Origin of the sequence: Sphingomonas morindae, from assembly GCF_023822065.1 — a bacterium.
Lineage (GTDB): Bacteria > Pseudomonadota > Alphaproteobacteria > Sphingomonadales > Sphingomonadaceae > Solisphingomonas > Solisphingomonas morindae.
The window spans coordinates 1,994,673-2,016,017 of record NZ_CP084930.1 but is presented as its reverse complement, the minus strand read 5'-3'; the positions used below and the strand labels follow the sequence as shown (position 1 = coordinate 2,016,017).

Genomic DNA, 21,345 nt, shown 5'->3' with positions numbered 1-21,345 from the left:
CGCGACTGGGGAGCTCTGTCTTAGGGAGGCGGACGGAAGCGGATCAAGCCGAGGAATGTCATCGCGCCGAAATAATGCGGCTTGACATCGGAAAGCCGGTACTTTGCCCGGAATACAGGGATAAGTGCCTGTTTTTACTAGGTTTTATACGTTCGTCGAACACTAGTCCGAGCCGAATCGGGAACGACTCCGTAGTCGCCCGAAGGCCCGCGTCACATGGACGTCACACATGCAAAAGCCCGCCGGTCCGTGGGGACCGACGGGCTTTGTGACGAATGGAAGTCTGGCTGCGCTCAGCCGAGCGCGGCGACCCGCTTGGTCAGCCGCGACACTTTGCGCGCCACGGTGTTGCGGTGAAGCACACCCTTGGTGATGCCGCGCTGCATCTCGGGCTGGGCCACCTTGAGCGCCTCGACGGCGGCGGCCTTGTCGCCGGCCAGGATGGCGGCCTCCACCTTCTTCACGAAGGTGCGGATGCGGCTGACGCGCGCCCCGTTGATCTCGTTGCGACGCTCGTTGCGCCGGATGCGCTTTTTGGCCTGCGGCGTGTTCGCCATGTGGTTCCTCGGATCTCTACGTCAAAGGGGTGTGCGGCGCGGGCACACCCGAACCGGAAAGGCGGCTCCCCTATGGGATTAAGCGAGTCGCGTCAAGGATCAGCGCTGGCAGCTGCGGCAATGGAAGGTGGAGCGGCCGCCATCCACGCGCCGCACCACCAGGCCGCCGCACGGACAGGCTTCGCCCTCCCGCCCATAGACGCGGAATTGCTTGGAGAAATAGCCGAGTTCGCCATCCGGCCGGGCATAGTCGCGCAGCGTCGAGCCACCCGCCGCGATCGCCGCGACGAGCGTTTCGCGCACCGCCGCCACCAGCCGCTCCAGCCGCGCCGCCCCGATTCGGCCGCCCGCGCGGGTCGGCGCGATCCCGGCGATGTTGAGCGCCTCGCAGACATAGATGTTGCCGAGCCCGGCCACGATCCGCTGGTCCAGCAGCAGCGCCTTGATCGGCGCGAGCCGCCCGGCCAGCGCGGCGCGCAGCGTGGCGGCGGTAAAGCCCTCGCCCAGCGGCTCAGGGCCGAGCGCGGCGAAGGCCGGCCAGGCGTGAAGCGCCGCCGTCTCCACCAGATCGAGCGAGCCGAAGCGGCGCGGATCGTTGAGCGCCAGCCGCCGCCCCGTCTCGGTCTCGATCACCAGATGATCGTGCGGCCCGAGCGCCTCGGGATCGATCCGCCAGCGCCCCGACATGCCGAGGTGGAAGATCAGGGTCTCGCCGCGATCGCCATGGATGAGCCCATATTTGGCGCGGCGGCCCAGCCCCGTCACCCGCATGCCCGTCAGCCGCTGGCCCAGCCCCGCCGGCATCGGCCGGCGCAGATCGGCGCGGCGCGGCGTCACCAGGGTGAGGCGGCGGCCCTGCAGCACGGCGGCAAGGCCCTGGACGGTGGTTTCCACCTCGGGAAGTTCGGGCATGGTGGCGCTGAGCTAGGTTCCGATTGCCGTGGCGGCAAGGGCTGGCTAAGCGCTAGCGCCATGACCGATACCGTCTCCTTCGGCTATGCCGAGGTCGCCCGCGAGGACAAAACCCGCATGGTGGGCGACGTGTTCGAGCGCGTCGCCAAGCGCTACGACATCATGAACGACGCCATGTCGGGCGGGCTGCACCGGCTGTGGAAGGATCAGTTCGTGCGTCGGGTCAAGCCGCGCGCGGGCGAGGCCATCCTCGACATGGCCGGCGGCACCGGCGACATCGCCTTCCGCCTCGCGCGCGCCGGCGCGGACGTGACGGTGGCGGATATCAACCCCGCCATGCTCGGCGTGGGCATGGAGCGGGCCCGGCGCAAGGGGCTGGAAGGGCTGCTCTGGGCCGAGGAGAATGCCGAGCGCCTGTCGTTCGGGGATCGCCGCTTCGACGCCTATACGATCGCCTTCGGCATCCGCAACGTCACCGATATCCCGGCCGCGCTCGGCGAGGCGCATCGCGTGCTCCGGCGCGGCGGCCGCTTCTTCTGCCTCGAATTCTCCACCACCACCTGGCCGGGCTTCAAGCAGGTCTATGACAGCTACTCGCACCATCTGGTGCCGCGCCTCGGCAAGGCGATCGCGCAGGACGAGGAAAGCTACCGCTATCTGATCGAGTCGATCCGCCGCTTTCCGGACATGCCGCGCTTCAAGGCGATGATCGAGGAGGCCGGCTTCGTCCGCGCCTCGGTCGAGCCGATCCTGGGCGGGCTGGTGGCGATCCACAGCGGCTGGAAGATCTGAACTTGCGCAGCGCCGCTTTTCCGGACCGCGCGGCGCGCGGCTGAGCATGGCGACCACGCTCACCCATGTCGCGCGGCTGTTGCGCTGGGGCCGCACGCTCGGCCGCTATGGCGCGCTGCGCGGGCTCGAGCAGGATCCGCTCGCCCCGCCCCGGCTCAAGCGGCTCGCCCGGCTCGCCCGGCTCGGCGCGCGCGTGCCGGCGGCGCCGCGCTATGCCGATGCGCTCGAGGCGATCGGTCCGGCGGCGATCAAGTTCGGCCAGGCGCTCGCCACCCGCCCCGATCTGGTCGGCGAGCAGGCCGCGATCGATCTCTACCGGCTGCAGGATGCGCTGCCGCCCGTGCCCTTCGCGCAGATCCGCGCCGCGATCGAGCAGGCGCTCGGCCGTCCGCTGGACAGCCTGTTCGCCGCGATCGAGGAACAGCCGGTCGGCGCCGCCTCCATCGCCCAGGTCCACCGCGCCACCACCAGCGATGGCCGGATCGTCGCGGTGAAGGTGCTGCGGCCCGGGGTGGAGGAGGAATTCGCCCGCGCGATCGATACCTATGAATGGGCGGCCGCGCAGGCCGAGGGCATGGGCGGCGAGATCGCGCGGCTGCGGCCGCGGCTCGTCGTCGCAACCTTCAAGCAATGGACCGCACGCGAGCTGGACCTGCGGCGCGAAGCCGCCTCGGCGAGCGAGCTGGCGCGCAACATGGCGGCGGAGCCGGGCTTCCAGGTACCCGAAATCGATTGGGATCGCACCGCGCGCCGGGTGCTCACGCTGGAATGGATCGACGGCATCAAGCTCTCCAACCGCGAGGCGCTGATCGCGGCGGGCCACGATCCGCGCACGCTCGCCGAAACGCTGGTGCGCACCTTTCTGCGCCAGGCGATCGTCGACGGCTTCTTCCATGGCGATCTCCACCAGGGCAATCTCTTCGCGCGTGCCGACGGGCGCATCGCGGCGATCGATTTCGGCATCATGGGCCGCATCAACCGCCAGGCGCGGCTGTGGCTCGCGGAGATCCTGCACGGCCTCATCACGGGCAATTACGCGCGCGTCGCCGAGATCCATTTCGAGGCGGGCTATGTGCCGCCGCATCACAATATCGCGGAATTCACCACCGCGCTGCGCGCCGTGGGCGAACCCATCCGCGGCAAGGCGGTGAAGGATATCTCGGTCGGCCAGATGCTGGACGGCCTCTTCACCATCACGCGCGATTTCGACATGCCCACCCAGCCGCATCTGCTGCTGCTGCAAAAGACGATGGTGATGGTCGAAGGCGTGGCGATCGGCCTTTGGCCCGACATCAATATGTGGGAGGTGGCGACGCCGCTGGTGCGCGGCTGGCTGCGCGACGAGCTTGGCCCCGAAGCCGCGATCGCCGACGGGATCCGCCGCGCCGCCGGCCTCCTGACCCGCCTGCCCGATCTGATCGAGCGGATCGAGCACGCCTATCCCGCCCCCGGCGCCGCCCCCCCGCCGCCGCCGCTGCGCGCGGTCGAGGTGATCCGCTTCGGCGGCGGCTGGCGCTATCTCCTCAGCGGCCTGCTCGGCGCGGGCGCGATGGCGGCGCTCACCTATTTTCTCTGACCCAGCGCGGCGCGCGCGCCTGCGGCAGGCGCCGCCCCGCCCTGACCGCCGCGCTCAGCGCTCCACCTGGCCCACGTCGCGCACCGCGCCGCGCGCGGCGTTGGTGGTGAGCGCGGCATAGGCGCGCAGCGCGGGCGACACCGCGCGCTTGCGGCCCAGCGGCCGCCAGGCCTGGGCGCCGCGCTCCGCCATCGCCGCACGCCGCGCCGCCAGCACCGCCTCGTCGAGATCGAGCCGCAGCACGCGCGCGGGGATGTCGATCACGATCGGATCGCCCGTTTCCACCAGCGCGATCAGCCCGCCCTCCGCCGCCTCGGGCGAGACATGGCCGATCGACAGGCCCGACGTGCCGCCCGAGAAGCGGCCATCGGTGATGAGCGCGCAGGCCGCGCCCAGCCCCTTGGATTTGAGATAGCTGGTGGGATAGAGCATTTCCTGCATGCCGGGGCCGCCCTTGGGGCCTTCGTAGCGGATCACCACCACCTCGCCCGCCTGCACCTGATTGCCCAAAATGCCCGCCACCGCGGCATCCTGGCTCTCATAGACGCGCGCCGTGCCGGTGAAGCGCAGGATGTTTTCGTCCACCCCCGCCGTCTTCACGATACAGCCCTCGGGCGCGAGATTGCCGAACAGCACCGCCAGCCCGCCATCCGCCGAGAAGGGATGATCGGCGGCGCGGATCACGCCGGCGCGGCGGTCCGTGTCCAAGGTCTCCCAGCGCGCGGACTGGCTGAACGCGGTCTGGGTCGGCACGCCGCCGGGCGCGGCGCGGTAGAAGCGCCGCACCTCCTCCGAATTGGTGCGGCCGATGTCCCAGCGCGCGAGCGCGTCGGCCAGCGTCGGCGCATGCACCGTCGGCTGGCGCGCGTCGATCAGCCCGGCGCGCTCGAGTTCGCCCAGAATGGCCATGATGCCGCCGGCCCGATGGACGTCCTCCATATGGACATCGGCCTTGGCCGGCGCGACCTTGCACAGGCAGGGCACGCGCCGCGACAGCCGGTCGATATCGGCCATGGTGAAATCGACGCCGCCTTCGTGCGCGGCGGCCAGCAGGTGCAGCACGGTGTTGGTCGAGCCGCCCATCGCGATGTCGAGGCTCATCGCATTCTCGAACGCGGCGCGCGTCGCGATGCCGCGCGGCGTGGCGGTGACATCGTCCTCCTCGTACCAGCGCTTGGCGAGATCGACGATCAGCCGCCCGGCCTCGCGGAACAGCCGCTCGCGATCGCTATGGGTGGCGAGCGTCGAGCCATTGCCCGGCAGCGACAGGCCCAGCGCCTCGGTGAGGCAGTTCATGGAATTGGCCGTGAACATGCCCGAGCAGGAGCCGCAGGTCGGGCAGGCCGAGCGCTCGACGGCGGCCACTTCCTCGTCGCTGTACCGCTCGTCGGCGGCGACGACCATCGCGTCCACCAGGTCGAGCGCGCGGGTCTTGCCCTTCACCACCACCTTGCCCGCCTCCATCGGGCCGCCCGACACGAAGATGGCGGGAATGTTGAGGCGCAGCGCCGCCATCAGCATGCCGGGGGTGATCTTGTCGCAATTGGAGATGCACACCAGCGCGTCGGCGCAATGCGCATTGACCATGAATTCCACCGAGTCGGCGATCAGCTCGCGGCTGGGCAGCGAATAGAGCATGCCGCCATGCCCCATGGCGATCCCGTCATCCACGGCGATGGTGTTGAATTCCTTGGCCACCCCACCCGCCGCGGCGATCTCGCCCGCAACCAGCTGGCCAAGATCCTTGAGATGGACATGGCCCGGCACGAATTGCGTGAAGCTGTTCGCCACGGCGATGATCGGCTTGCCGAAATCCGCGTCGGTCATGCCCGTGGCGCGCCACAGGCCGCGCGCGCCCGCCATGTTGCGGCCATGGGTGGTGGTACGGGAACGATAGACGGGCATGGCAAATCTCCGAAGAGGCGCCGCCTTAGCGCCGCGCCGCCGCAATGAACAGGCGGTTTCTAGCGGCCCCGCGACACAAACTTACGCGGCGCCGCCAAAGCGCGGCGGCCGCTTCTCGATAAAGGCGGCGAAGGCCTCGCGCGCGTCGGGGCCGGACAGCGCCGCCCGGAAGCAGCGCGCCTCCTCCTCGATCCGCGCCTCGATCGCTGCGCGATCGCCCCGCATCAGCCGCCGGCTCTCCACCACCGCCGCGCGCGGCAGCGCCGCCAGCGCGGCCGCCTTGGCGCGTGCCGTCTCGGCGAGCGCATCGCCCGGGACCAGCGCCGAGACCAGCCCGGCGCCGGCGGCGGCCTCGGCCGCGAGCGGCTCGCCCAGCAGCAGCATCGCGCTCGCCCGCGTCGCGCCGATCCGCGCCGGCAGCAACAGGCTGGCAGCGGCCTCGGGGACCAGGCCGAGCGTCACGAAGGGCGTCGAGAAGCGCGCGTCGGGCGCGGCATAGATCAGGTCGCAATGGAGCAGCATGGTCGTGCCGATGCCCACCGCCCGGCCCTGCACCGCCGCCACCAGCGGCTTGTCGAACAGCGCCAGCGCGCGCACGAAGCCGAGCGCCGCCTGCGCGCCATCCGCCTGGAGGAAATCGCCGATATCGTTGCCGGCGCAGAAATCCTCGCCCTCGGCGCGGATCAGCACCACCGCCACCTGCGGATCCGCGGCCGCCTCGCGCAGCCCGTCGCACAAATGGCGATACATGGCGCCGGTCAGCGCATTCTTCTTCTCGGGCCGGGCCAGGCGCAATTCCAACACGCCCGGCGCGGGCCGCTCCACCGCAACTGCCATCATCCCCTCTCCTTCGCCGCCATGATGGACCGGCGGCGCGATCGGGGCCAGCCCCGGCGCGGGGCCGGTGCGGCGGCCGCCTGTCAGCGGCGGCGCGGATCGGCGGCGCGCGCCTCGGCGGCGTCGATCGCCGCGAGCAGATCGTGGAACAGCGCCGGCTCGCGATCCACCCGGAACACGGTGCGGAACATGCCGCCCAGTCCCTTGGCCTCCGCCTCGGTCAGCAGCGCCACCGCGACAATCCTGTCATCCTCACGTGTCACGACACTCTCCCCATGAGTCGATCAACGTTCGGCAGGCCTCCCGCAGTTCCGGCGCCCGGACAGAAAAAAGCCACCACCGCCCGCGCGGCGCAAAGGGGCTGGCGGCCCAAGCGCGGCTCTGCTAACGCCTCCGCCCACGCACCGGTAGCTCAGCTGGATAGAGCGCTGCCCTCCGAAGGCAGAGGCCAGGGGTTCGAATCCCTTCCGGTGCGCCAACTTTTCGGCGGGTGGTCGCGTCAGGTATCCGGAAGTGGTCCGGTGTTGCTCCGGTGCGAACATCAGGTTGAAGTGCGCACTGCCTTACCCCAGGCCTTGGGTGGCTTCGGCGGCTTCTGCTTCGGCCTATCATTCGGATGAACCCAACCAACCGGAGGATCGTAGGCTGCCGGTCGCCGGATGGAACCGTCTGCGCCAACGACTTGCTCCGGCATAACGCACGTCTCAAGCATGGCCTTGGTAACGACAAGCTTTTTCACACCAAGCTCCGAAAAGCCGATCGGCATCGATCGCCCCAAGGGCACCGCGCAGAACATCTGCTTTCCGCTGGGAGCGAGGCGCCTCCTGAAGGCGTGGCCCGTTGCCACCTGATCCGAGTCAGCAGAAAGGACAATCGCTATATCATAGACGTTGTCCAGACCATCCAATATCAATGACAGAGCGACGTTGATGTCGGACTGCTTCTCGGAATAGCCACCATCATCAGGAACATGGTGACCCTTTAATATGACAACGCCCTGAGAACGCTGGGCCCTGTTAAAGGTATTATGACGATCACGACTGTCTGGTAGATGCTTTGGAACCGCAGTGCAAAACACGACTTTGACTAGGTCCGCCTTAACTTGCTCGGCAAGCATTTTGCCCAACGTCCAGAGGCTTGACCATTTGAGGTGATTTTCAGCCGGCCCGAGGTCGTGAATCGGATGATAGAGGTTGAAGCCGTCGACATAGACCGCGGCACGAGGGCGCGGTGGCACTTGACAAACTTGCTCGCTCACCCTAGATGCCCTTTCACCGATGTCGCCCTGCTCTCAGGGTTGACGGAAAACCCCGGCAGCGATCTGCCGGGGTTTTTCTGTTTACGCGGTTGTCGTTTTCTGAATCTGCTTCAGAGCAGCTTTGCCAATCAAGTTTTCAGCGACAGCCCTGATAACGACATACGGACGCATGATCGGGCTAGTAAAACGGTAGCGAATCCTTCTCGTTTCGCCCACCCGCTGCAATAGCTCCCCTCGGCCAGCCTCGCTCAGCTCTTTCAGGTGCCGAGCAAAGTTTGGTATGTCGTAGTTCTTCTTAGTTATAGCCCTGAGAGGAGCCCGCACAGCTGCCGCCGTAAAAAAGCCAAGCTCATCAACTTCAGCGAGGGCGCAGGCAAGAAGGACTTCCTTAAATATATGGCCGGGTTGCTGGCTCTTGCTAGCCTCGTAGTAGGATACCTTGATTGATTGCTGCCATTGATCCAGCGCTCTCTGCATACCACTTGCTACATGATCAGATTTAACTAACAGGGAATCAAGGTGCAATGCTGCTCGCACGCTATTCAGGCTGAGAAGATGCGCAATATATGGCAACCCCTGGGACAATGAGGCTACCTCATCGCAGGCAGATTGATCAATCTTCATGCCCAATCGACTTATGCCTTTTAAAATGATGTCGAGAATCTCATCTTTTGACATCCGAGGCATCGGAATTTGAACAAGCACTCTTTCTATTGAGGCATGCCCTTCGATCAACTCCGCAACGGAATCAGCAACCCCAATAAGAAGAACGGTCGCCGCCACACCAACGTCGGACAGAGACTTTATGGTGTCTGCCATAAGTGTCGTTGTCCGATCTGAACTTATTCTATCAAATTCGTCGAAAACGATGAGAATAGGGCTGGCGGAAGACATCTCTATGAGCGTACGTCGAATGTTGTCAGGAGACAGCTCCAAAGGGAGCTGATCGACTAATCTTCCATTCTCGGTCGTATCTTCAGCGTTAAAGCCAACACCCGGCCTACTCCTAGTTAGGACCACATCTTGCAAAGCTTTACGCCATAGAGAGGCGTAATCGTCTGACACGTCGCAAGTCACGCGAGAGATTATCCACTTGCCGCTGCGATCAAGCGCACTTGTTATCACGTTGGCAAGGGATGTTTTCCCAACCCCGCGTTCGCCATACATCACCGCGTGGTATCCACGCTGCGTCACTGCATCCAACACGAAGTTGAACTGCTCGATCCGACCAGAAAATAGATCTCGCTCGTTAACGGGCGATCCGGGGGTAAAAACCTGACCAACCGCTAAACGCGCCTGCGTGATTGCCTCTTCCTCAGCGCTCATAGTCGGACCCCTAGCTTCACGTCCCTAGGTATCGTTCAAAAGGGGATACCTGTCAAGTCTGGCTATTGGGAGGCCTAATATCTCCTTAAACGGCCTCATACGAAGGGCATCTGATATGCCATCGGCACGCACTCAACAATCTGGTCGATGATCCCCTCAATTGTTCGCAGCGCCGCTGCTAGGTAGCCCACGTCAAAGGGCGCGTAGGTGTCTGAGGTTGACGGCCGCCGATGTCCGAGCATGACTTGGCCTTCAATCCAATCCCGTTCACCAAGGCGCTGGCGCGCCAGATGGGCCATGCTGCGGCGGATTAGCTTAAGCCCACCCTCCCCGCTCCTCGGAAGGCCGACAGCATCCTGCATCGCCTCGAACGCCTTCCGCACCGAGTCGACCGAAACGTAAAACCCCTTGTTCGCGTCAAGCAGCGGTGCCAGCTGCCGAGGGATCGGGACGATAGGCCTGTACTTCTTGGTCTGCGCGCGGCCGCGCGGGTTGAGGTTCAGCGCTCGCGCGTTCGTGTTCCACTGGTCCGCTTCGCGGTCAGTGTTGACGTCGTGGGCGGCGTCCGGCCTGGCCCAGGTTGCCACGCTGATTTGGAGGAACCGGTGCAGCTGCGCGCGCTCGCGCTTGCGGCGCTCGAGCACCTTCGGCCCCTCGCCTTCGGCCATCTCCGGATCCACGCAATAGCGGAACATGCGCGCGAGCGTCGGGATGTCCGCCCGGTAGCTGGGCGTGCGGCTCACCTCCGCCGGCGGCTTCGCGGCGAAGGCGGCAGGGAACAGCGTGTCCTTGCGCCCATGCGCGAAGTTGATGGCGGCGGCGAGCTGCCGAACGCTCGCCTCGACCGTGCCGGGTGTCCGCTCTCGCTCAATGCCCGTGGGAGAGACGATCGGCACCTCCATCGCCCACTCGCGAAAGGCGTCTATCCAGTCTTCGTCAAGGTCCTCGCACGCGGTCGCAAGCCGATCCGTGTCGGTTAGGTAAGCGGTGACGTGCGCGAGGCGAGGCTTGATCGAGCCGATGCTCGAGCGCCCTTCCCTCGCCACGAGATAATCGGCGATCGCGTCCGTCACGAGGTGCCGCGCGCCGGCGCGCAGCGGCTGGCCGCAGGTGCCGCACACGGCCTGCCCGCGCTCCCGTTTCAGGTAGAAGGCGTCTAGCTCATTTTCCGCCTGTTGGACGTCCTCTGTGCCCGTCGAGCGGCTGCGGAGACGTCGCGCTGCGGGATCATACCAGACAATCTGGAGGAAGGGGCTCCGAAGGCTTCCGTCTCGGCGGCGATCCCACTCGAGCCGGTATTTTCCCCGGGTGTAGAGCCCGTGATCCGCTGCTTGCATGCGTTCCTCTGTTCCTCAGCGGCGAGGCGCTGGATCAGCTCGCCGACTCCGTTGGCGTTCAGGACGTCGAGCGCGTCGGCCTCGATCCTGATGCCCTTCCCCTTCTCCGTTTGACGCGACCAGTGCCGCGCCAGATCAGCCAGGCTTGCCATGCGATCCTTTCTCCGTTTTCGCTTCAATGCGGACAGGCTCCCGCGGCCCCGGTCCAGCGATCCACCCGCGCGCCCAACTTGCAGCATTGGCTGAGCCGAGCGGGTGCGGGTTGCCGCTGGCGGGCACACCGGCGCGATAGGCGAGCAGCCCCTCACACTTGAGCAGAACCGCGCGCTCTTTCGCCCATAGCGCCTGACGAGACCACGTCATGCCGGGCCTCCCAGCAGCAGCACCGGCTTCCGGTCTCGATATTCGAGCGCGAGCGGCTGGCGCACGCGATCATAGAGCGTCGTGCCATCGGCCATCACGATGTTGGCGAGGAACGCCTGCTCGAAGGTCTCCACGTCGCTTTCGACGCTCTCGAGCTTCGCCTTGATCACCAGCAGCAGCGCGCGGCCGCGCTGGCGGCGCCACTGCTCTTCGACGCGAGCGGGATCCTGTCGTCGCCCGCGGATCTTCTCGACGTCGTCGGGGGCCAGCAACCGCACCACAAATTTGACGATGCGGCCGCCCAAAGCGAATTGGATCGTGAAGCTGGCGCGATCCTCCATCTGGCCGATCTGATCGGCGCCAGCGCCACGCAGGAGCGCGACGATCTCGGCGACCGAGCGCTCGAACGGCACCTCAGTATCTTTTCCATAGGCCATCAGGCCGCACCTCCATCGAGATTAAGCCGGCCCTGGCGCGCCGCCCAGGCGGCGGCGTGCTGTGGGCACAGATCCTTGTCCCTGGCCGGCTGGACGGAGCAGCGCCGGCACAGCGGCGCGTCGCACGTCCCGCTCCGCCGCTCGGGCACCTTCCAATCGCAGAGCAACGTCGCCGGCCGGCCGCAGCGGCAGCGCTGCCGTCGGTTCGATGAGCAGACGATCGCCCGGGCTCCGCCGGGCAGCTGGACATGACCGCAGGTCATGCCGCCACCCGATTGGGCAAGCTGTCGATATTGGCGCGGATCACGCTGAAGGTGGGCGCGACCACCCAAGGGTTCGCTTCCCAGCTATCCGGGCCGTGCAAGGAGCGCCATAGGTCGGCAAACTTCCTCTGCGGCCACCCCCACTCGCCAATTTCCGGGTATTTCATCGGCTCCACACCTTCCTTGAGCGCATCCTCCTCGCTGATGTCCTGCAACCGCTCGACCTTCAAAGCCTCGACCATCAGCGTCAGGCGCGAGAACTCGCGCGGCATGTGGATCGATGGCCAGAACTTCGTGCCAGCGTCCGTCTCGTCCGTGGCGCGATAGATCGGACGGCCATTGACGTGCGCGGCCATACGGGCCTGCTCGATCGACCAGACGCCATGTCCGGTATGCGACCACGCCTCCCGCACATAGAGCCGATCGCCGGCCGCATAAGGCAGAAGCTCGAGCAGCCGATCGGCCTGCACGTCGTGCCAGCGCATGCCAGCATCGCGGAAGTGCCAGTCATAGCCAGGAGTGTCCGATGGTCCGAACTCGCTGAAGCCTCGACGCCCTCGGAGGGACAGGAGCCGCCGCGTCTGCGTCTTGCGGCCTTCGATCAGGGCGCGCACCATCGGCGCGCTGAAGATGATGGGGCGATCAGACATGGGAATCCTGACCTTTTCGTTGGAGACGTTGGGCCACGACGCGAAGGACATCCCGCCGTGGAAGTTTCGCGAAAAGCCGGTGCGCTGCGAGGTCACGCTCGATGCACTGGCAGAGCTCTACGGGCCGATCCCGGGCGCGATGACGCCGGAGCAGGTGTTCGCTGAAGTCCGGCAAGATGTTGAGCGAGCAGCTCATCGGAAGATCGACCAACAGGGCGAAGGATTCACCGAGCCGGTTAGGATCGACGTCGACGACATCTGAGCCTTCGCCGGCGGCAGGCCGCCGTGGGAGAGAATGGAAGCTAGCATCGGCGTATCCTGCGTTGAGAGGCGAGCCACGCGCCGACGCGCGGGAACTGTTCCTCGATCTCCGCCCAGGTCGGCGCCTGGCCCGTCCGGCGCAGCTCGCGCGCGGCCCAGGAGGCGGCGGCCTCATAGCCTCTGACCTTCTGCGCGCGGACGACTTCACGGGCCTGTAGGATTTCGAGTGCGGCGGCGGGCATCGGCTCCGAACAGTCGGCGCTGAACACCAGCTCGCCGGACGGATTGAGCCGGGCGCGCGGGAACAGGGCTCCGCCTCCCCCGCCCAGCCGGTCATAAGAGTAGGTGCTCCCCATCGAGAGCAGCCGAATCGGTGCGGCGAGCCCGTAGCGCTCGAGCACCGACATGTCGGCGGCGGGCGCGCGGCGCTCCACCTCGGCGAGCAGCGCCGTGCGCGCGATCTCGATCCAGTCCGGCGGGACCGAGGCGGCCAGATCGGCCTCGAACGCCGCCTTCGCCGCGCGGGCGAGCAGCTCCACGTCGCTGCTCTTCCGGAAGCGGCTGGCGGGCAAGGGCCACCCGTTTACGAGCTTTCGGCGGGCCGGCTTCGCCTCATAGGCCGCCTCGGCGATCTCCGTCGGCGTGATCCGGGGGAGATGCCCAATCATGATCCAACCAGCTCGCGGAAGAGGATCGGCTCGACGGATCCGTCTTGGTTGACGCGATCCAACCACGCGGTCGCGAGGGGCTCCTGACCCGTCCACTTGTCCGGCCACGTGCCAAGCGCGATGAGCTCACGAATTCGAGCCTCCTCCTCCGGGTTGATCAGGTCGAGCCGGGGGCGGCCGAGCCGGTCAGCTTCGGCATTCACCTCGGCTTGGATCGATAGAACCGTATCGAGCGCCTGCCGTCGGGCTTCCAGGGTCAGCGGCCCCATTCGCTGCGGGTTGGCCGCGATCGCACCCGACTTCAGCTTCTCCGCCCCGGCCTTGCGGAGGCGCTGCGCTGGTTCGCGCAGCCAGCGATAGAGCGGCTTCAGGCGCCGTACCGGAGCCAGATATGCCCAGTCGGACATGGCGATGATATTCTGCACCGCCGTGTCATCCTCGGCGAGCGGGCACTCAGTGCAGCCGGTACGCGCGTTTTTCTCGACCGCGTCGTCACCGCCATAGGCGTCAGCGAGCATCTGTGTCGGCCAGCCACCGAACTCCGGCTGCGGCGCGTAGACCTTGAGCCAATCCCAGACGATGCAGACGCGCCAGTGCAGCAACGGCGCCAACGTGTTGAGGCGGCCGCGCAGGCTCTTCGCTTCCGGTAGCGCCTTTTGGTACCAGCCTTGTCCACACTCGGCCCCATCCTTGCCGCAGGACATGGCGATGCGACCGTCGCGAACGGCACTCTCGCCCTGGCGCACGCCTGTTATCATCAGCGCTGAGCCGCTGAGGCCGTTGAGCGCCGTCTCCAGCGCCGCTGTCATGGGATCGACCTTGATCTGGCGCGTGCACCAGCGGAGCGTGTTGTTGTTCGGCGGCGGCACCCCGCGGCCGAGCATGTAAACCATGAAGCGCTTGTCGAGCGGCGCCATAACCACCTCGAGCGTGATCCAGTCCCGCTCCCGTAGCTTCGCCATGATCAGCTCGGCCGAGGCCTGGATCGGCAGCAGCTCCATGCGCGTGTCGGCATAGAAGACGAAGAGCCGCGCCGGACGGGGCAGCTCGCCGGCCTCGATCAGGTGGACAAGGATCGTCACCAGAGCGGTGCTGTCCTTCCCGCCCGACCAGGCGACGGCGATATGGTCATGCTCGGACCAATAGGCACGAAGCGATGCGAGCGTCAGCTCAATGGCCTCCTCACTGAGCATGCGAACTCCGCCACTGAAGAGGCTATAGGTCGAACGGTTCAAAGCGGTGCCTCGTCGAGCTTGGCGCGATGCGGCGATCGCGCGGCGAAGGCGCGGGCGAGCGCGGCCATGTCGATGCCCGTCTCGCGCTCGAACGACGCCTCGCCGACCTCATGCTGCCGGCGGTGATGGTGAGCGCACAGGCTGATCGCCCAGCGATCGTGCGGCTTCAGGCTGGCGCCCCCGTCGGTGCCGCGCCGAACGTGGGCGGCCTCAATCCGATCGGAGCCCGGCCGGTCCGCATCCGGCTGGCAGCCGGGCACAGAGCAGCCATGCCCGCGGACCCAGGCGAGATGCCCCGGCACGCTGCGCACCTTCTGCGCGGCGCCGCTGTTGCGCTGGCGGCGGGCGGGAAGCCGGGTCAGCATCAGGCGAGCTCCGGACCCTGCGGGCCAGCCTGCAACACCATGTCGCCCAGCACCTGCTCGTCTGCGGCGGGCTCGTCCTGCTCGGCATCGTCGAAGAGCCAGGGGGCGGCCATGCAGAAGAGCGAGGCGGCGATCAGGCTCCAGGCGAGCCAGGCGTCGCCCGCCAGGGCAGCGGCTACAGCGGCCCAGCCAATCAGGGCGCCAATCGGCGCGGTGATGAAGACGAGGCGCATCACGCGGCACCTCCGGCGAGGCCAGCGCGCTCCAGCTTCAGCTGAGCGAGCCGGGTGCGCAGCTGGGCGATCCGCCCGCGCCGCCGCTCCAGCTTGACTTCCTCCTCGACCCTGCGGGCCTCCTGCTCGCGGATCTCGTCCTCGATGCAGCCGATCTCCAGATCAGCCTTGCGCTCGACCTCGCTCGGCTGGCGCGCCGGCTCGGCGACCTGGAAGCGGACCGGCGGCAGCTTGCGCTTGGTGCGCGCCTCGATCAGCTCGCGCCCCCTCGCCTCGAGCTCTTCGACCGAGCACCCGATGCGATCGGCCTTGAGGGCCAGCAGCTCCTCAACCTTGCGGATCTCGACGGCCAGCCCCTCCGCGTCGCGCGGCTTCGGCGGCGCCTTCTGCCCGCGCAGTCCGGCGAGGGCTTTCACCATCGGCAGCGCCTGATCGAGCACCTGGGCGGTGTCCGGATCGCGCTCGTCGAACGGCGGTTCGATTTTCTGGTGGATCACGAAAGGTCTCCATCGCCCGCGTCGGGCCATGGAGCTAAGTAGTGGGACAGATCACACCACGTCAACAGCTATGTGGGAAGTTTCACACCGTTCTTGAAATGTTCACCTGTGTTAGGGATCATAGGGCCATCGAGTCGGAGTCGCTCAGCGTGGATGATGGCGTGCTGTACGTTCGGGTTGCCGGTGTATCATTTCACCAAGAGAGCCTTGCTGCCTGCTCAGCGGGCGAGGCCGTTCGTTTCATACATGAGCCCGATAATCCCCACGACGAGTTGGCCCTGCGGGTTGAAACCGCGTCCGGGGAAACGATCGGCTATGTGCCGCGCGGAAGCTGGTTGAGGCGCGCAATTCACCAGGACGGCCGAGGCGTGTGCGGGATCATCGCCAGTGTCGGCATGGGGCGCGCCTGCCTGCTAGGCGCCCTGCTAAGCGTCACCTTGTCCGATGATGACGTTCGGACCGCTTCTTACTTCCCGGGAAGCCTCCCACCTGATCCGCCCCCCGGCGGGTTCAGGTACTGGATCAGTAACCCAGCATCTTCCGAGCATAGCGCGGAAGCACCGAAATGATGGGGCTGGCCCAATCTAGTTCGACGTCTTCCATGTCTGCCGCGTTCAGCGAGCGTAGCGTGAAATATCCGGGCCGAGACCCGCGGGCCAAGAGCTTGATGTACGTCTCTCCGCTGGCAAGGCGGGCTGCGCAATACTCCCCGAGATATTCCTCTTTCACGCCATCATGGGTCCGCGAGATGTAGACGATGTCCCCGGATGAGTATCGAGGTAGCATCGAGTCGCCGATGACCTCAAGCGCCTCCAGCTCGCCGCCGATCCCGGCCGGCCGGGGCGCCCGATCGCTGTGCCCGTTCTCCTCGAAGATCACTGACCCTCCGGCGCCTACGCGGCCAGAGAGCGGGACATCACTCGTCCCCATCAACTCCTCGATCGACGTATCGAGGGTAGTAGCAAGCTTCCGCAGGGTGCCGACGCGAACGTCGCTGCTCCTCGCCTCAAGGATGTCGCGGACGGCCGTTTCCCCGAGCCCAGCCTGCTGAGCCAGGGGCTTTGCCTTGATGCCCTTCTTCTCCATGAGGCGCCGCAGCGCTTCACGGACGCGCTCCATCTCACGGTCCTGCATGTGGGTTGTTTCACACGGAACACGGCGGGGCGGATAGGTGCGACAGATCACACCTTGACGGTGTGAAGCATCACACTTAGAGATGAGGGCATGAGCACGCTCCTCGCAGATATCGAGATGTTTTTGCGCGATCACCAAATCGCCCCAACCCGCTTTGGGAAGGACGCACTGGGAGATCGGCACTTCGTCCGCCAAGTCCGCGACGGTCGCCGGGTGTGGCCGGAAACAGAGCAGAAGGTCCGCAGCTTCATGCGCTCTTTCGCCGGCCGGGAGGCTGCATGATAGCTCGTCGTGTTCTCGACACCGTCGGCATGCGCAAGCTGTTCGACTTCATCCATGGTCGTGGAGATGCTGCATGAGCGAAGGGCAAATCCACCCCCGCTATCGCACTGTTTCGGCGTCCACGCTGATCGAGACGCTCGGCGCCTCGCTCGCGCGGATCAAGGACGAGGACAAGGGCACCACCGACGCGGATCTCGGCGTCGTGCTGGGGAAGAGCAAGGACCGGGCGGAGAGCTACCGGAAGGGGCACGGAGACATGGGCGTCGTCTCCTTCCTGCGCGGCTGCCGCGAATGGGACGGGCGTTTCGCGAATGACGTGCTCGCGCTCGTCGGCATGAAGCTGGTCCCGCTCGAGACCTCGCCGGTGACGGACCGGGACACGCTCCCTGCCCTCACCGACCTGCTGCACCAGGTGGCAGTCGCCTTGGCCGACGACGGCAAGATCGACGATCGCGAGCTGGACGCCATGTGCGGCGCGCTCGACGCGGCCGGCCGGACGATCGACATGCTGCGGGAGCGCCGCCGGGCGCGCGGACTGCGGCTGCTGGAGGGGCGCGGCTGATGCCCTGGTGGCTGAACCCCTGGGGCTATGCCCGCGCTCTCGAGCGCACCCTCGAGCAGCACATGCCGGAGCATCGCGACGTGCTGGCCGACCGTGATCGCCTTGTGAGAGCGCTCCGTCGGTCCGCCGACGATGCCGAGGCCTTCAAGCGTGAGGCGGGCTTTCTGAAGATCGAGCGGGACGGCGCCCGAGCGGCCATCGAGGAGCTGGAACGGCGCCTCCTCCCGCCTGAACCCGACAACCCATCCGGCCGCCCGGCCACCTGAGGACATAGCACGGGCGCCGCGACGCCCAGGGAGTAGCGACATGGACGTTGAGACTGGCGCGGAAGCGGCTGCTTTCGCGAACGTGACAGCTTTGCCGGTCAACCCGGCGCAGAACTTCAAGGCGTCGACCTACGAGCGCGCTGCGGACGACTGGTATGTCGAGCCGCGCTGGTGCGTCGAACAGCTAGCCGATGCGATCGATCTCGCCGATTCCCTGATTTGGGACCCGGCGTGCGGCGGCGGCACCATCCCCGACACGTTCGAGGCGCGGGACTTCCGCGCGGTTGGCAGCGACATTCGGGATCAGGGCTATGCCGGCGGCAAGGTGATCGCCGACTTCCTGTCGCTGGATCCAGCCTTGGTGGTGACGCCTTCAGGCCGCTTCTCGATCGTCACGAATCCGCCTTTCCGGATGGCGGAGCGGTTCGCGCGCCATGCGCTGGCGCTGCCGGCGCTCCGCGTCTGCATGCTCCAGCAATTGTCATTCCTCGCCAGCCGGGCGCGCTGGGCGCTCTTCCGCGAGTGGCCGCCGAGCGACGTCCTGATCCTCTCGCAGCGCCCAAGCATGCCGCCGGGCGAGAAGATCGCAGAGATGGGCGAGCGCGCCTTCCGCGGCGGCACGACCGACTTCTGCTGGATCGTCTGGACCCGCCCACATGATCGGCCGACGAACCTGCGCTGGCTGGCGCCGGAGGCGCGCTCGTGAGCGCCTGGGACAGCTACCGGCCGCCGGAGCGCGCCGCCGGGCCCGTGAGCCCCGAAGAGCGCGCCTTCATCGCCTACCGGGCCGAGCAGCGCCGGCAGACGGCGGCGATCCTGGCCGGCAAGCGCCGGAACGGAAGCGTCGCAAAGGCGGTCGCCCGCACCGTGCTCGCGGAGCATGCGACCCGCGAGCGCCTGGCCCAACCTGCCGAGCGCGCGAAGCTCTTCCTTCAGAGCCGGCACTACGTCGTGTTCGCCGCGCCGCTCGCCGGCGGGCCGGCCGGGCACTGGAAGATTGGCGGCCGCAACGGCTTCGCCACCACCGCCGAGATGATCGCGCTCGCCGAGCGCCTCGGCTTCACCATCGAAGGGAACGACCATGTCTGACGACAATATCGCGGCCGATCAGCTCCGCCTCTTCATTGAGCGCGTCGAGCGCCTTGAGGAAGAGAAGACCGGGATCGCCGGCGACATCAAGGACGTCTACCTGGAAGCCAAGTCGCAGGGCTACGATCCCAAGACGATGCGCCAGATCGTGCGGCTTCGGAAGATGGAGAAGAACGCGCGCGACGAGGCCGAGGCGCTCCTCGAGACCTATAAGGCGGCGCTGGGCCTGAGCTGATGCGCCTGCCCGCCATCCTGACCCGCTGGCGCCGCTCTGCCCCCGCGCGGCTGCCCGTGCCCACAGCCGAGCAGATTGCCCGGCTGGACACGGCGCTGGCCGCTCGGCGGGCGGGGCGCGCTGAGCGCCAGGCGGCGGCGCGCGCCCGTGAGGCAGCGAAGGTCCGCGCGGCCTTCGTCGCCGACAAGCTGCTGCACGAGCCCGTGGAGTTCTGATCGTGTCCGCTGCTCTCATCCAGCGCCTGATTGAAGCCGGCACCCCGGCGGGGCTCGTCGCCGAGGTGGCGCTCGAGCTCGGCCGCGCCGCGCGCCTGCTCGACGCCGAGGCTGCAGCCGATCGCGCGCGGGAGGCGCGCGAGGCTCAGGTGCGTCACCTGGCGGCCGAGCGGCAGCGCCGGAAGCGGGCTGCGGATGCTGCGGCACCGTCACGCGTGACGCGCGTGACATTGCGTGACGAGCGTGACGCGGACCCCGCCCCCAATAAAAGCCCCCTAGAACCCCAAAAATTAACCCCCACCCCGGGTGTGTGTGTCGCGCATGCGCGTGAGGCCGATCCGATCGGGGTGCCGACCACCGCAGCGATTGCCGCCGCTCAGGCCGCGCTGGGGGTGCTGATCGCCGGGATCGCCGCCCAGCGAGCCAAGCCCGACTACGCCAACATCGCCGCCGCCTGGAACGCCATGGCGGCGCGCGCCGGGCTGCCGAGGGTCGAGAAGCTGACCGAGGAGCGCCGGAAACGGATCGGCGCGCGGCTGGCTGAGCACGGCGCCGACGGCTTCACCGAGGCGATCGCAGCCGTCGAGCGATCCAGCTTCTGCCGCGGCGACAGCGGCAGCGGGTGGCGCGCCGACTTCGACTTCCTCCTCCAGCCTTCCAGCTTCAACCGCCTCCTCGAGGGATCCTATGACCGGAACGAACAACCGCGCTCTAGCGCACGCTCCTCAGGCCGCTCGGCTCCCGGCTCGGGCCCCGGCCGCACCGTCGCTGCACGCGATCGCGTCATCGCCCGCATGGCTGCTCGCCGAGCGTCGTGATCCCGATCTCGCCGCCCTGGTGCCAGCCGCCGCGCGCGACCTGCTCCCGGCTGCTCTGGCCGAAGCGGACGAGCAGTTGGTGCCGGCTCCGCCCGAGCTGATCGTCGATGCGCTCACGCCGGTGCTGGCGATGGTCGCTCCGACCGGGCTTAACGAGGACGACCGGGTGGAATGGCTGGCCGCCGCCGCCGACGCGCTGCGCGGCATCCCGGGCGACCTGCTCTATCGCGGCATCCGCGTGTCGCGCGCCTCTGTCGACCACCCGGCCAAGATCGTGCCGGCGATCATGGCGGCGGTCCAGAAGGGATGGGCGCAGCGCCGATCCGATCGCAGCTCGCTCCGCTGGCTGGCCGAGTTCCTCGCCCGTGAGAAGCCCGAGCCGGTGGAGGTGTGCACGCCGGAGCAGGCCGCTGAGATCCTGCGAGAGGCCGGCCTTTCGACGAATGTCGAAGATGCCGGAACACGCGAACCAGCCGGGGTCGACGCCTATATCGCGGCTGGCCTCAGCCAAGCCGAGGCCGAGCAGGCGGTGCGCGACCACAAGGCCCAGCTGGCGCGCAACACGGCGCGCCCGATCGTCAGCAGCATCAATTCCGCAATCGCAGCGTAGACCAGGAGTAAACAGGGGTGGCGACGTCGAGGAAGATCAAGCGGCAGGCCGAGCGGGCCAGGGCGAACGAGGCGGCGCGCGCTGCGGGGGCACTATCCACGCGCGAGCCGCTGGTGACGCCTGAGGCCGCGCGCCAGGGCGACTATGCGGAAGAGCAGTTTGTCGACGCGGCTGGACAGCGGCCGATCGTCGTCATGCGCAACCGGGGCGGCACGACGGTGGAGCGATGGTTCGCCCGGGGCGATCTCTCTCGCGGGCAGGCCGAGGCCCTCGCCCTCTATGCGCGCTGCTGGCGCATGTGGATCGGCGAGCAGCGCGTTGTGGCGAATTGGTCGCTCACGCCCAGCTTTCGTGACGGCGCCGCGTCCATCGACGACTTTGCTGCCACGCGGCTGGCGGCCAAGGCGAAGCTCGACCACTTCGACGACGCAATCTTCTTCAGCCTGCCGCTTCATTATCTGGAAACGTGGCGCAACGTCGTGATCTTCGACGAGGCGGCGGGCGTCGCGGGGTCGCGCCTAGGCTACCGCAATGACGGCGCTCAGGCCGCGGCGAAGGCGATCGTGCTGCTGATCGCCGACATGATCGCGACCGATCTACGCCTAGGGTAAAGAAATTAGGTTCATTTCGGTTCCTGCCACTTCTCGCGCCAGTGAGCGGGA

The 21,345-nt window shown here is 67.2% G+C and carries 30 protein-coding genes and 1 tRNA gene; 15 read left to right on the top strand and 16 right to left on the bottom strand.

What is annotated here, in order from left to right; genetic code table 11:
• Positions 1–293 precede the first annotated feature (293 nt).
• Positions 294–557, bottom strand: a complete 264-nt coding sequence (rpsT, locus tag LHA26_RS09930; protein WP_252165469.1) for a 30S ribosomal protein S20 — start codon at positions 555–557, stop codon at positions 294–296.
• 99 nt (positions 558–656) lie between these two features.
• Positions 657–1,469 carry a bifunctional DNA-formamidopyrimidine glycosylase/DNA-(apurinic or apyrimidinic site) lyase gene (gene mutM, locus LHA26_RS09925; RefSeq protein ID WP_252165468.1) on the bottom strand — a complete coding sequence of 271 codons (813 nt, stop codon included), beginning with the start codon at positions 1,467–1,469 and terminating at the stop codon, positions 657–659.
• 60 nt (positions 1,470–1,529) lie between these two features.
• Between mutM and LHA26_RS09920 the strand changes: the two genes are divergently transcribed.
• Together LHA26_RS09920 and ubiB are read left to right on the top strand one after the other, a co-directional pair.
• Positions 1,530–2,261, top strand: coding sequence for a class I SAM-dependent methyltransferase (locus LHA26_RS09920; protein ID WP_252165467.1), 732 nt, complete (start codon positions 1,530–1,532; stop codon positions 2,259–2,261).
• A gap of 46 nt (positions 2,262–2,307) precedes the next feature.
• The gene (ubiB, locus tag LHA26_RS09915; protein WP_252165466.1) at positions 2,308–3,837 is read left to right on the top strand and encodes a 2-polyprenylphenol 6-hydroxylase; all 1,530 of its coding nucleotides are present in this window, start codon (positions 2,308–2,310) and stop codon (positions 3,835–3,837) included.
• Positions 3,838–3,891: 54 nt separating this feature from the next.
• Here ubiB and ilvD read toward each other — a convergent pair whose 3' ends face one another.
• From ilvD to LHA26_RS09900, 3 genes are all read right to left on the bottom strand, one after another.
• Positions 3,892–5,742 carry a dihydroxy-acid dehydratase gene (gene ilvD / locus LHA26_RS09910; RefSeq protein WP_252165465.1) on the bottom strand — a complete coding sequence of 617 codons (1,851 nt, stop codon included), beginning with the start codon at positions 5,740–5,742 and terminating at the stop codon, positions 3,892–3,894.
• An 81-nt stretch (positions 5,743–5,823) separates the two neighbouring features.
• Positions 5,824–6,582, bottom strand: coding sequence for an enoyl-CoA hydratase-related protein (locus LHA26_RS09905; RefSeq protein ID WP_252165464.1), 759 nt, complete (start codon positions 6,580–6,582; stop codon positions 5,824–5,826).
• 80 nt (positions 6,583–6,662) lie between these two features.
• A complete protein-coding gene (locus LHA26_RS09900; protein ID WP_252165463.1) occupies positions 6,663–6,842 on the bottom strand; it encodes a hypothetical protein in 180 nt (59 codons plus the stop codon).
• Positions 6,843–6,980: 138 nt separating this feature from the next.
• On the opposite strand from LHA26_RS09900, the gene LHA26_RS09895 reads away from it, so the two are divergent.
• Positions 6,981–7,057, top strand: a tRNA-Arg gene (locus LHA26_RS09895).
• A 63-nt stretch (positions 7,058–7,120) separates the two neighbouring features.
• Here LHA26_RS09895 and LHA26_RS09890 read toward each other — a convergent pair.
• From LHA26_RS09890 to LHA26_RS09870, 5 genes are all read right to left on the bottom strand, one after another.
• Positions 7,121–7,837, bottom strand: coding sequence for an NYN domain-containing protein (locus LHA26_RS09890; RefSeq protein ID WP_252165462.1), 717 nt, complete (start codon positions 7,835–7,837; stop codon positions 7,121–7,123).
• A gap of 81 nt (positions 7,838–7,918) precedes the next feature.
• Positions 7,919–9,163 carry an ATP-binding protein gene (locus tag LHA26_RS09885; protein WP_252165461.1) on the bottom strand — a complete coding sequence of 415 codons (1,245 nt, stop codon included), beginning with the start codon at positions 9,161–9,163 and terminating at the stop codon, positions 7,919–7,921.
• 95 nt (positions 9,164–9,258) lie between these two features.
• A complete protein-coding gene (locus LHA26_RS09880) occupies positions 9,259–10,500 on the bottom strand; it encodes a hypothetical protein (protein ID WP_252165460.1) in 1,242 nt (413 codons plus the stop codon).
• A 359-nt stretch (positions 10,501–10,859) separates the two neighbouring features.
• Entirely contained in the window at positions 10,860–11,300 is a 441-nt protein-coding gene (locus tag LHA26_RS09875) for a hypothetical protein (RefSeq protein ID WP_252165459.1), read from the bottom strand.
• A 259-nt stretch (positions 11,301–11,559) separates the two neighbouring features.
• On the bottom strand, positions 11,560–12,213 hold the full coding sequence (locus LHA26_RS09870) for a hypothetical protein (RefSeq protein ID WP_252165458.1): 654 nt from the start codon (positions 12,211–12,213) through the stop codon (positions 11,560–11,562).
• On the opposite strand from LHA26_RS09870, the gene LHA26_RS09865 reads away from it, so the two are divergent.
• A complete protein-coding gene (locus LHA26_RS09865; protein ID WP_252165457.1) occupies positions 12,212–12,475 on the top strand; it encodes a DUF1488 family protein in 264 nt (87 codons plus the stop codon). The genes LHA26_RS09870 and LHA26_RS09865 overlap by 2 nt on opposite strands.
• Positions 12,476–12,515: 40 nt before the next feature.
• Here LHA26_RS09865 and LHA26_RS09860 read toward each other — a convergent pair whose 3' ends face one another.
• Genes LHA26_RS09860 through LHA26_RS09840 form a run of 5 tightly spaced genes read right to left on the bottom strand, consistent with a single transcriptional unit; the run spans position 12,516 to position 15,472 of the window.
• On the bottom strand, positions 12,516–13,142 hold the full coding sequence (locus LHA26_RS09860; protein WP_252165456.1) for a hypothetical protein: 627 nt from the start codon (positions 13,140–13,142) through the stop codon (positions 12,516–12,518).
• Complete coding sequence (locus tag LHA26_RS09855; RefSeq protein WP_252165455.1) at positions 13,139–14,335, bottom strand: phosphoadenosine phosphosulfate reductase domain-containing protein; 1,197 nt, start codon at positions 14,333–14,335, stop codon at positions 13,139–13,141. The genes LHA26_RS09860 and LHA26_RS09855 overlap by 4 nt, the downstream gene beginning before the upstream one ends.
• 38 nt (positions 14,336–14,373) lie before the next feature.
• Entirely contained in the window at positions 14,374–14,742 is a 369-nt protein-coding gene (locus LHA26_RS09850; protein WP_252165454.1) for a DUF968 domain-containing protein, read from the bottom strand.
• Positions 14,742–14,978 carry a hypothetical protein gene (locus LHA26_RS09845; protein WP_252165453.1) on the bottom strand — a complete coding sequence of 79 codons (237 nt, stop codon included), beginning with the start codon at positions 14,976–14,978 and terminating at the stop codon, positions 14,742–14,744. Before LHA26_RS09845 ends, LHA26_RS09850 begins: the two co-directional genes overlap by 1 nt.
• Entirely contained in the window at positions 14,975–15,472 is a 498-nt protein-coding gene (locus LHA26_RS09840; protein WP_252165452.1) for a hypothetical protein, read from the bottom strand. The genes LHA26_RS09845 and LHA26_RS09840 overlap by 4 nt, the downstream gene beginning before the upstream one ends.
• A gap of 98 nt (positions 15,473–15,570) precedes the next feature.
• Here LHA26_RS09840 and LHA26_RS20165 point away from each other — a divergent pair, with 98 nt between their 5' ends.
• Positions 15,571–16,041 carry an HIRAN domain-containing protein gene (locus tag LHA26_RS20165; RefSeq protein ID WP_367890747.1) on the top strand — a complete coding sequence of 157 codons (471 nt, stop codon included), beginning with the start codon at positions 15,571–15,573 and terminating at the stop codon, positions 16,039–16,041.
• Here LHA26_RS20165 and LHA26_RS09835 read toward each other — a convergent pair.
• Positions 15,995–16,606 carry a S24 family peptidase gene (locus LHA26_RS09835; protein ID WP_252165451.1) on the bottom strand — a complete coding sequence of 204 codons (612 nt, stop codon included), beginning with the start codon at positions 16,604–16,606 and terminating at the stop codon, positions 15,995–15,997. The genes LHA26_RS20165 and LHA26_RS09835 overlap by 47 nt on opposite strands.
• 90 nt (positions 16,607–16,696) lie before the next feature.
• Between LHA26_RS09835 and LHA26_RS09830 the strand changes: the two genes are divergently transcribed.
• The 10 genes from LHA26_RS09830 to LHA26_RS09785 all read left to right on the top strand — a co-directional run bounded on the left by LHA26_RS09830 (position 16,697) and on the right by LHA26_RS09785 (position 21,294).
• Positions 16,697–16,888 (top strand): hypothetical protein, encoded by a 192-nt coding sequence (locus tag LHA26_RS09830; RefSeq protein WP_252165450.1) that lies wholly within the window; start codon positions 16,697–16,699, stop codon positions 16,886–16,888.
• A gap of 73 nt (positions 16,889–16,961) precedes the next feature.
• The gene (locus tag LHA26_RS09825; protein ID WP_252165449.1) at positions 16,962–17,450 is read left to right on the top strand and encodes a hypothetical protein; all 489 of its coding nucleotides are present in this window, start codon (positions 16,962–16,964) and stop codon (positions 17,448–17,450) included.
• Positions 17,450–17,716 (top strand): hypothetical protein, encoded by a 267-nt coding sequence (locus LHA26_RS09820; protein WP_252165448.1) that lies wholly within the window; start codon positions 17,450–17,452, stop codon positions 17,714–17,716. The genes LHA26_RS09825 and LHA26_RS09820 overlap by 1 nt, the downstream gene beginning before the upstream one ends.
• Before the next feature lie 40 nt (positions 17,717–17,756).
• Positions 17,757–18,422: a TRM11 family methyltransferase gene (locus LHA26_RS09815; protein WP_252165447.1), complete on the top strand. Its 666-nt coding sequence runs from the start codon at positions 17,757–17,759 to the stop codon at positions 18,420–18,422.
• Positions 18,419–18,805 (top strand): hypothetical protein, encoded by a 387-nt coding sequence (locus LHA26_RS09810; protein WP_252165446.1) that lies wholly within the window; start codon positions 18,419–18,421, stop codon positions 18,803–18,805. The genes LHA26_RS09815 and LHA26_RS09810 overlap by 4 nt, the downstream gene beginning before the upstream one ends.
• Complete coding sequence (locus tag LHA26_RS09805) at positions 18,798–19,040, top strand: DUF2312 domain-containing protein (protein WP_252165445.1); 243 nt, start codon at positions 18,798–18,800, stop codon at positions 19,038–19,040. The genes LHA26_RS09810 and LHA26_RS09805 overlap by 8 nt, the downstream gene beginning before the upstream one ends.
• The gene (locus tag LHA26_RS09800; protein ID WP_252165444.1) at positions 19,040–19,255 is read left to right on the top strand and encodes a hypothetical protein; all 216 of its coding nucleotides are present in this window, start codon (positions 19,040–19,042) and stop codon (positions 19,253–19,255) included. Before LHA26_RS09805 ends, LHA26_RS09800 begins: the two co-directional genes overlap by 1 nt.
• 2 nt (positions 19,256–19,257) lie before the next feature.
• On the top strand, positions 19,258–20,073 hold the full coding sequence (locus LHA26_RS09795; RefSeq protein ID WP_252165443.1) for a hypothetical protein: 816 nt from the start codon (positions 19,258–19,260) through the stop codon (positions 20,071–20,073).
• 19 nt (positions 20,074–20,092) lie between these two features.
• Positions 20,093–20,683: a hypothetical protein gene (locus LHA26_RS09790; RefSeq protein ID WP_252165442.1), complete on the top strand. Its 591-nt coding sequence runs from the start codon at positions 20,093–20,095 to the stop codon at positions 20,681–20,683.
• A gap of 17 nt (positions 20,684–20,700) precedes the next feature.
• Entirely contained in the window at positions 20,701–21,294 is a 594-nt protein-coding gene (locus tag LHA26_RS09785) for a hypothetical protein (protein ID WP_252165441.1), read from the top strand.
• Positions 21,295–21,345: the final 51 nt, after the last annotated feature.

Excerpts from the sequence above, each read along its gene's own strand:
- rpsT (WP_252165469.1), bottom strand. The coding sequence starts at position 557 with ATGGCGAACACGCCGCAGGCCAAAAAGCGCATCCGGCGCAACGAGCGT.
- mutM (WP_252165468.1), bottom strand. The coding sequence starts at position 1,469 with ATGCCCGAACTTCCCGAGGTGGAAACCACCGTCCAGGGCCTTGCCGCC.
- LHA26_RS09920 (WP_252165467.1), top strand. The coding sequence starts at position 1,530 with ATGACCGATACCGTCTCCTTCGGCTATGCCGAGGTCGCCCGCGAGGAC.
- ubiB (WP_252165466.1), top strand. The coding sequence starts at position 2,308 with ATGGCGACCACGCTCACCCATGTCGCGCGGCTGTTGCGCTGGGGCCGC.
- ilvD (WP_252165465.1), bottom strand. The coding sequence starts at position 5,742 with ATGCCCGTCTATCGTTCCCGTACCACCACCCATGGCCGCAACATGGCG.
- LHA26_RS09905 (WP_252165464.1), bottom strand. The coding sequence starts at position 6,582 with ATGATGGCAGTTGCGGTGGAGCGGCCCGCGCCGGGCGTGTTGGAATTG.
- LHA26_RS09885 (WP_252165461.1), bottom strand. The coding sequence starts at position 9,163 with ATGAGCGCTGAGGAAGAGGCAATCACGCAGGCGCGTTTAGCGGTTGGT.
- LHA26_RS09880 (WP_252165460.1), bottom strand. The coding sequence starts at position 10,500 with ATGCAAGCAGCGGATCACGGGCTCTACACCCGGGGAAAATACCGGCTC.
- LHA26_RS09875 (WP_252165459.1), bottom strand. The coding sequence starts at position 11,300 with ATGGCCTATGGAAAAGATACTGAGGTGCCGTTCGAGCGCTCGGTCGCC.
- LHA26_RS09865 (WP_252165457.1), top strand. The coding sequence starts at position 12,212 with ATGGGAATCCTGACCTTTTCGTTGGAGACGTTGGGCCACGACGCGAAG.
- LHA26_RS09870 (WP_252165458.1), bottom strand. The coding sequence starts at position 12,213 with ATGTCTGATCGCCCCATCATCTTCAGCGCGCCGATGGTGCGCGCCCTG.
- LHA26_RS09860 (WP_252165456.1), bottom strand. The coding sequence starts at position 13,142 with ATGATTGGGCATCTCCCCCGGATCACGCCGACGGAGATCGCCGAGGCG.
- LHA26_RS09855 (WP_252165455.1), bottom strand. The coding sequence starts at position 14,335 with ATGCTCAGTGAGGAGGCCATTGAGCTGACGCTCGCATCGCTTCGTGCC.
- LHA26_RS09850 (WP_252165454.1), bottom strand. The coding sequence starts at position 14,742 with ATGCTGACCCGGCTTCCCGCCCGCCGCCAGCGCAACAGCGGCGCCGCG.
- LHA26_RS20165 (WP_367890747.1), top strand. The coding sequence starts at position 15,571 with ATGTTCACCTGTGTTAGGGATCATAGGGCCATCGAGTCGGAGTCGCTC.
- LHA26_RS09835 (WP_252165451.1), bottom strand. The coding sequence starts at position 16,606 with ATGCAGGACCGTGAGATGGAGCGCGTCCGTGAAGCGCTGCGGCGCCTC.
- LHA26_RS09830 (WP_252165450.1), top strand. The coding sequence starts at position 16,697 with ATGAGCACGCTCCTCGCAGATATCGAGATGTTTTTGCGCGATCACCAA.
- LHA26_RS09825 (WP_252165449.1), top strand. The coding sequence starts at position 16,962 with ATGAGCGAAGGGCAAATCCACCCCCGCTATCGCACTGTTTCGGCGTCC.
- LHA26_RS09820 (WP_252165448.1), top strand. The coding sequence starts at position 17,450 with ATGCCCTGGTGGCTGAACCCCTGGGGCTATGCCCGCGCTCTCGAGCGC.
- LHA26_RS09815 (WP_252165447.1), top strand. The coding sequence starts at position 17,757 with ATGGACGTTGAGACTGGCGCGGAAGCGGCTGCTTTCGCGAACGTGACA.
- LHA26_RS09805 (WP_252165445.1), top strand. The coding sequence starts at position 18,798 with ATGTCTGACGACAATATCGCGGCCGATCAGCTCCGCCTCTTCATTGAG.
- LHA26_RS09800 (WP_252165444.1), top strand. The coding sequence starts at position 19,040 with ATGCGCCTGCCCGCCATCCTGACCCGCTGGCGCCGCTCTGCCCCCGCG.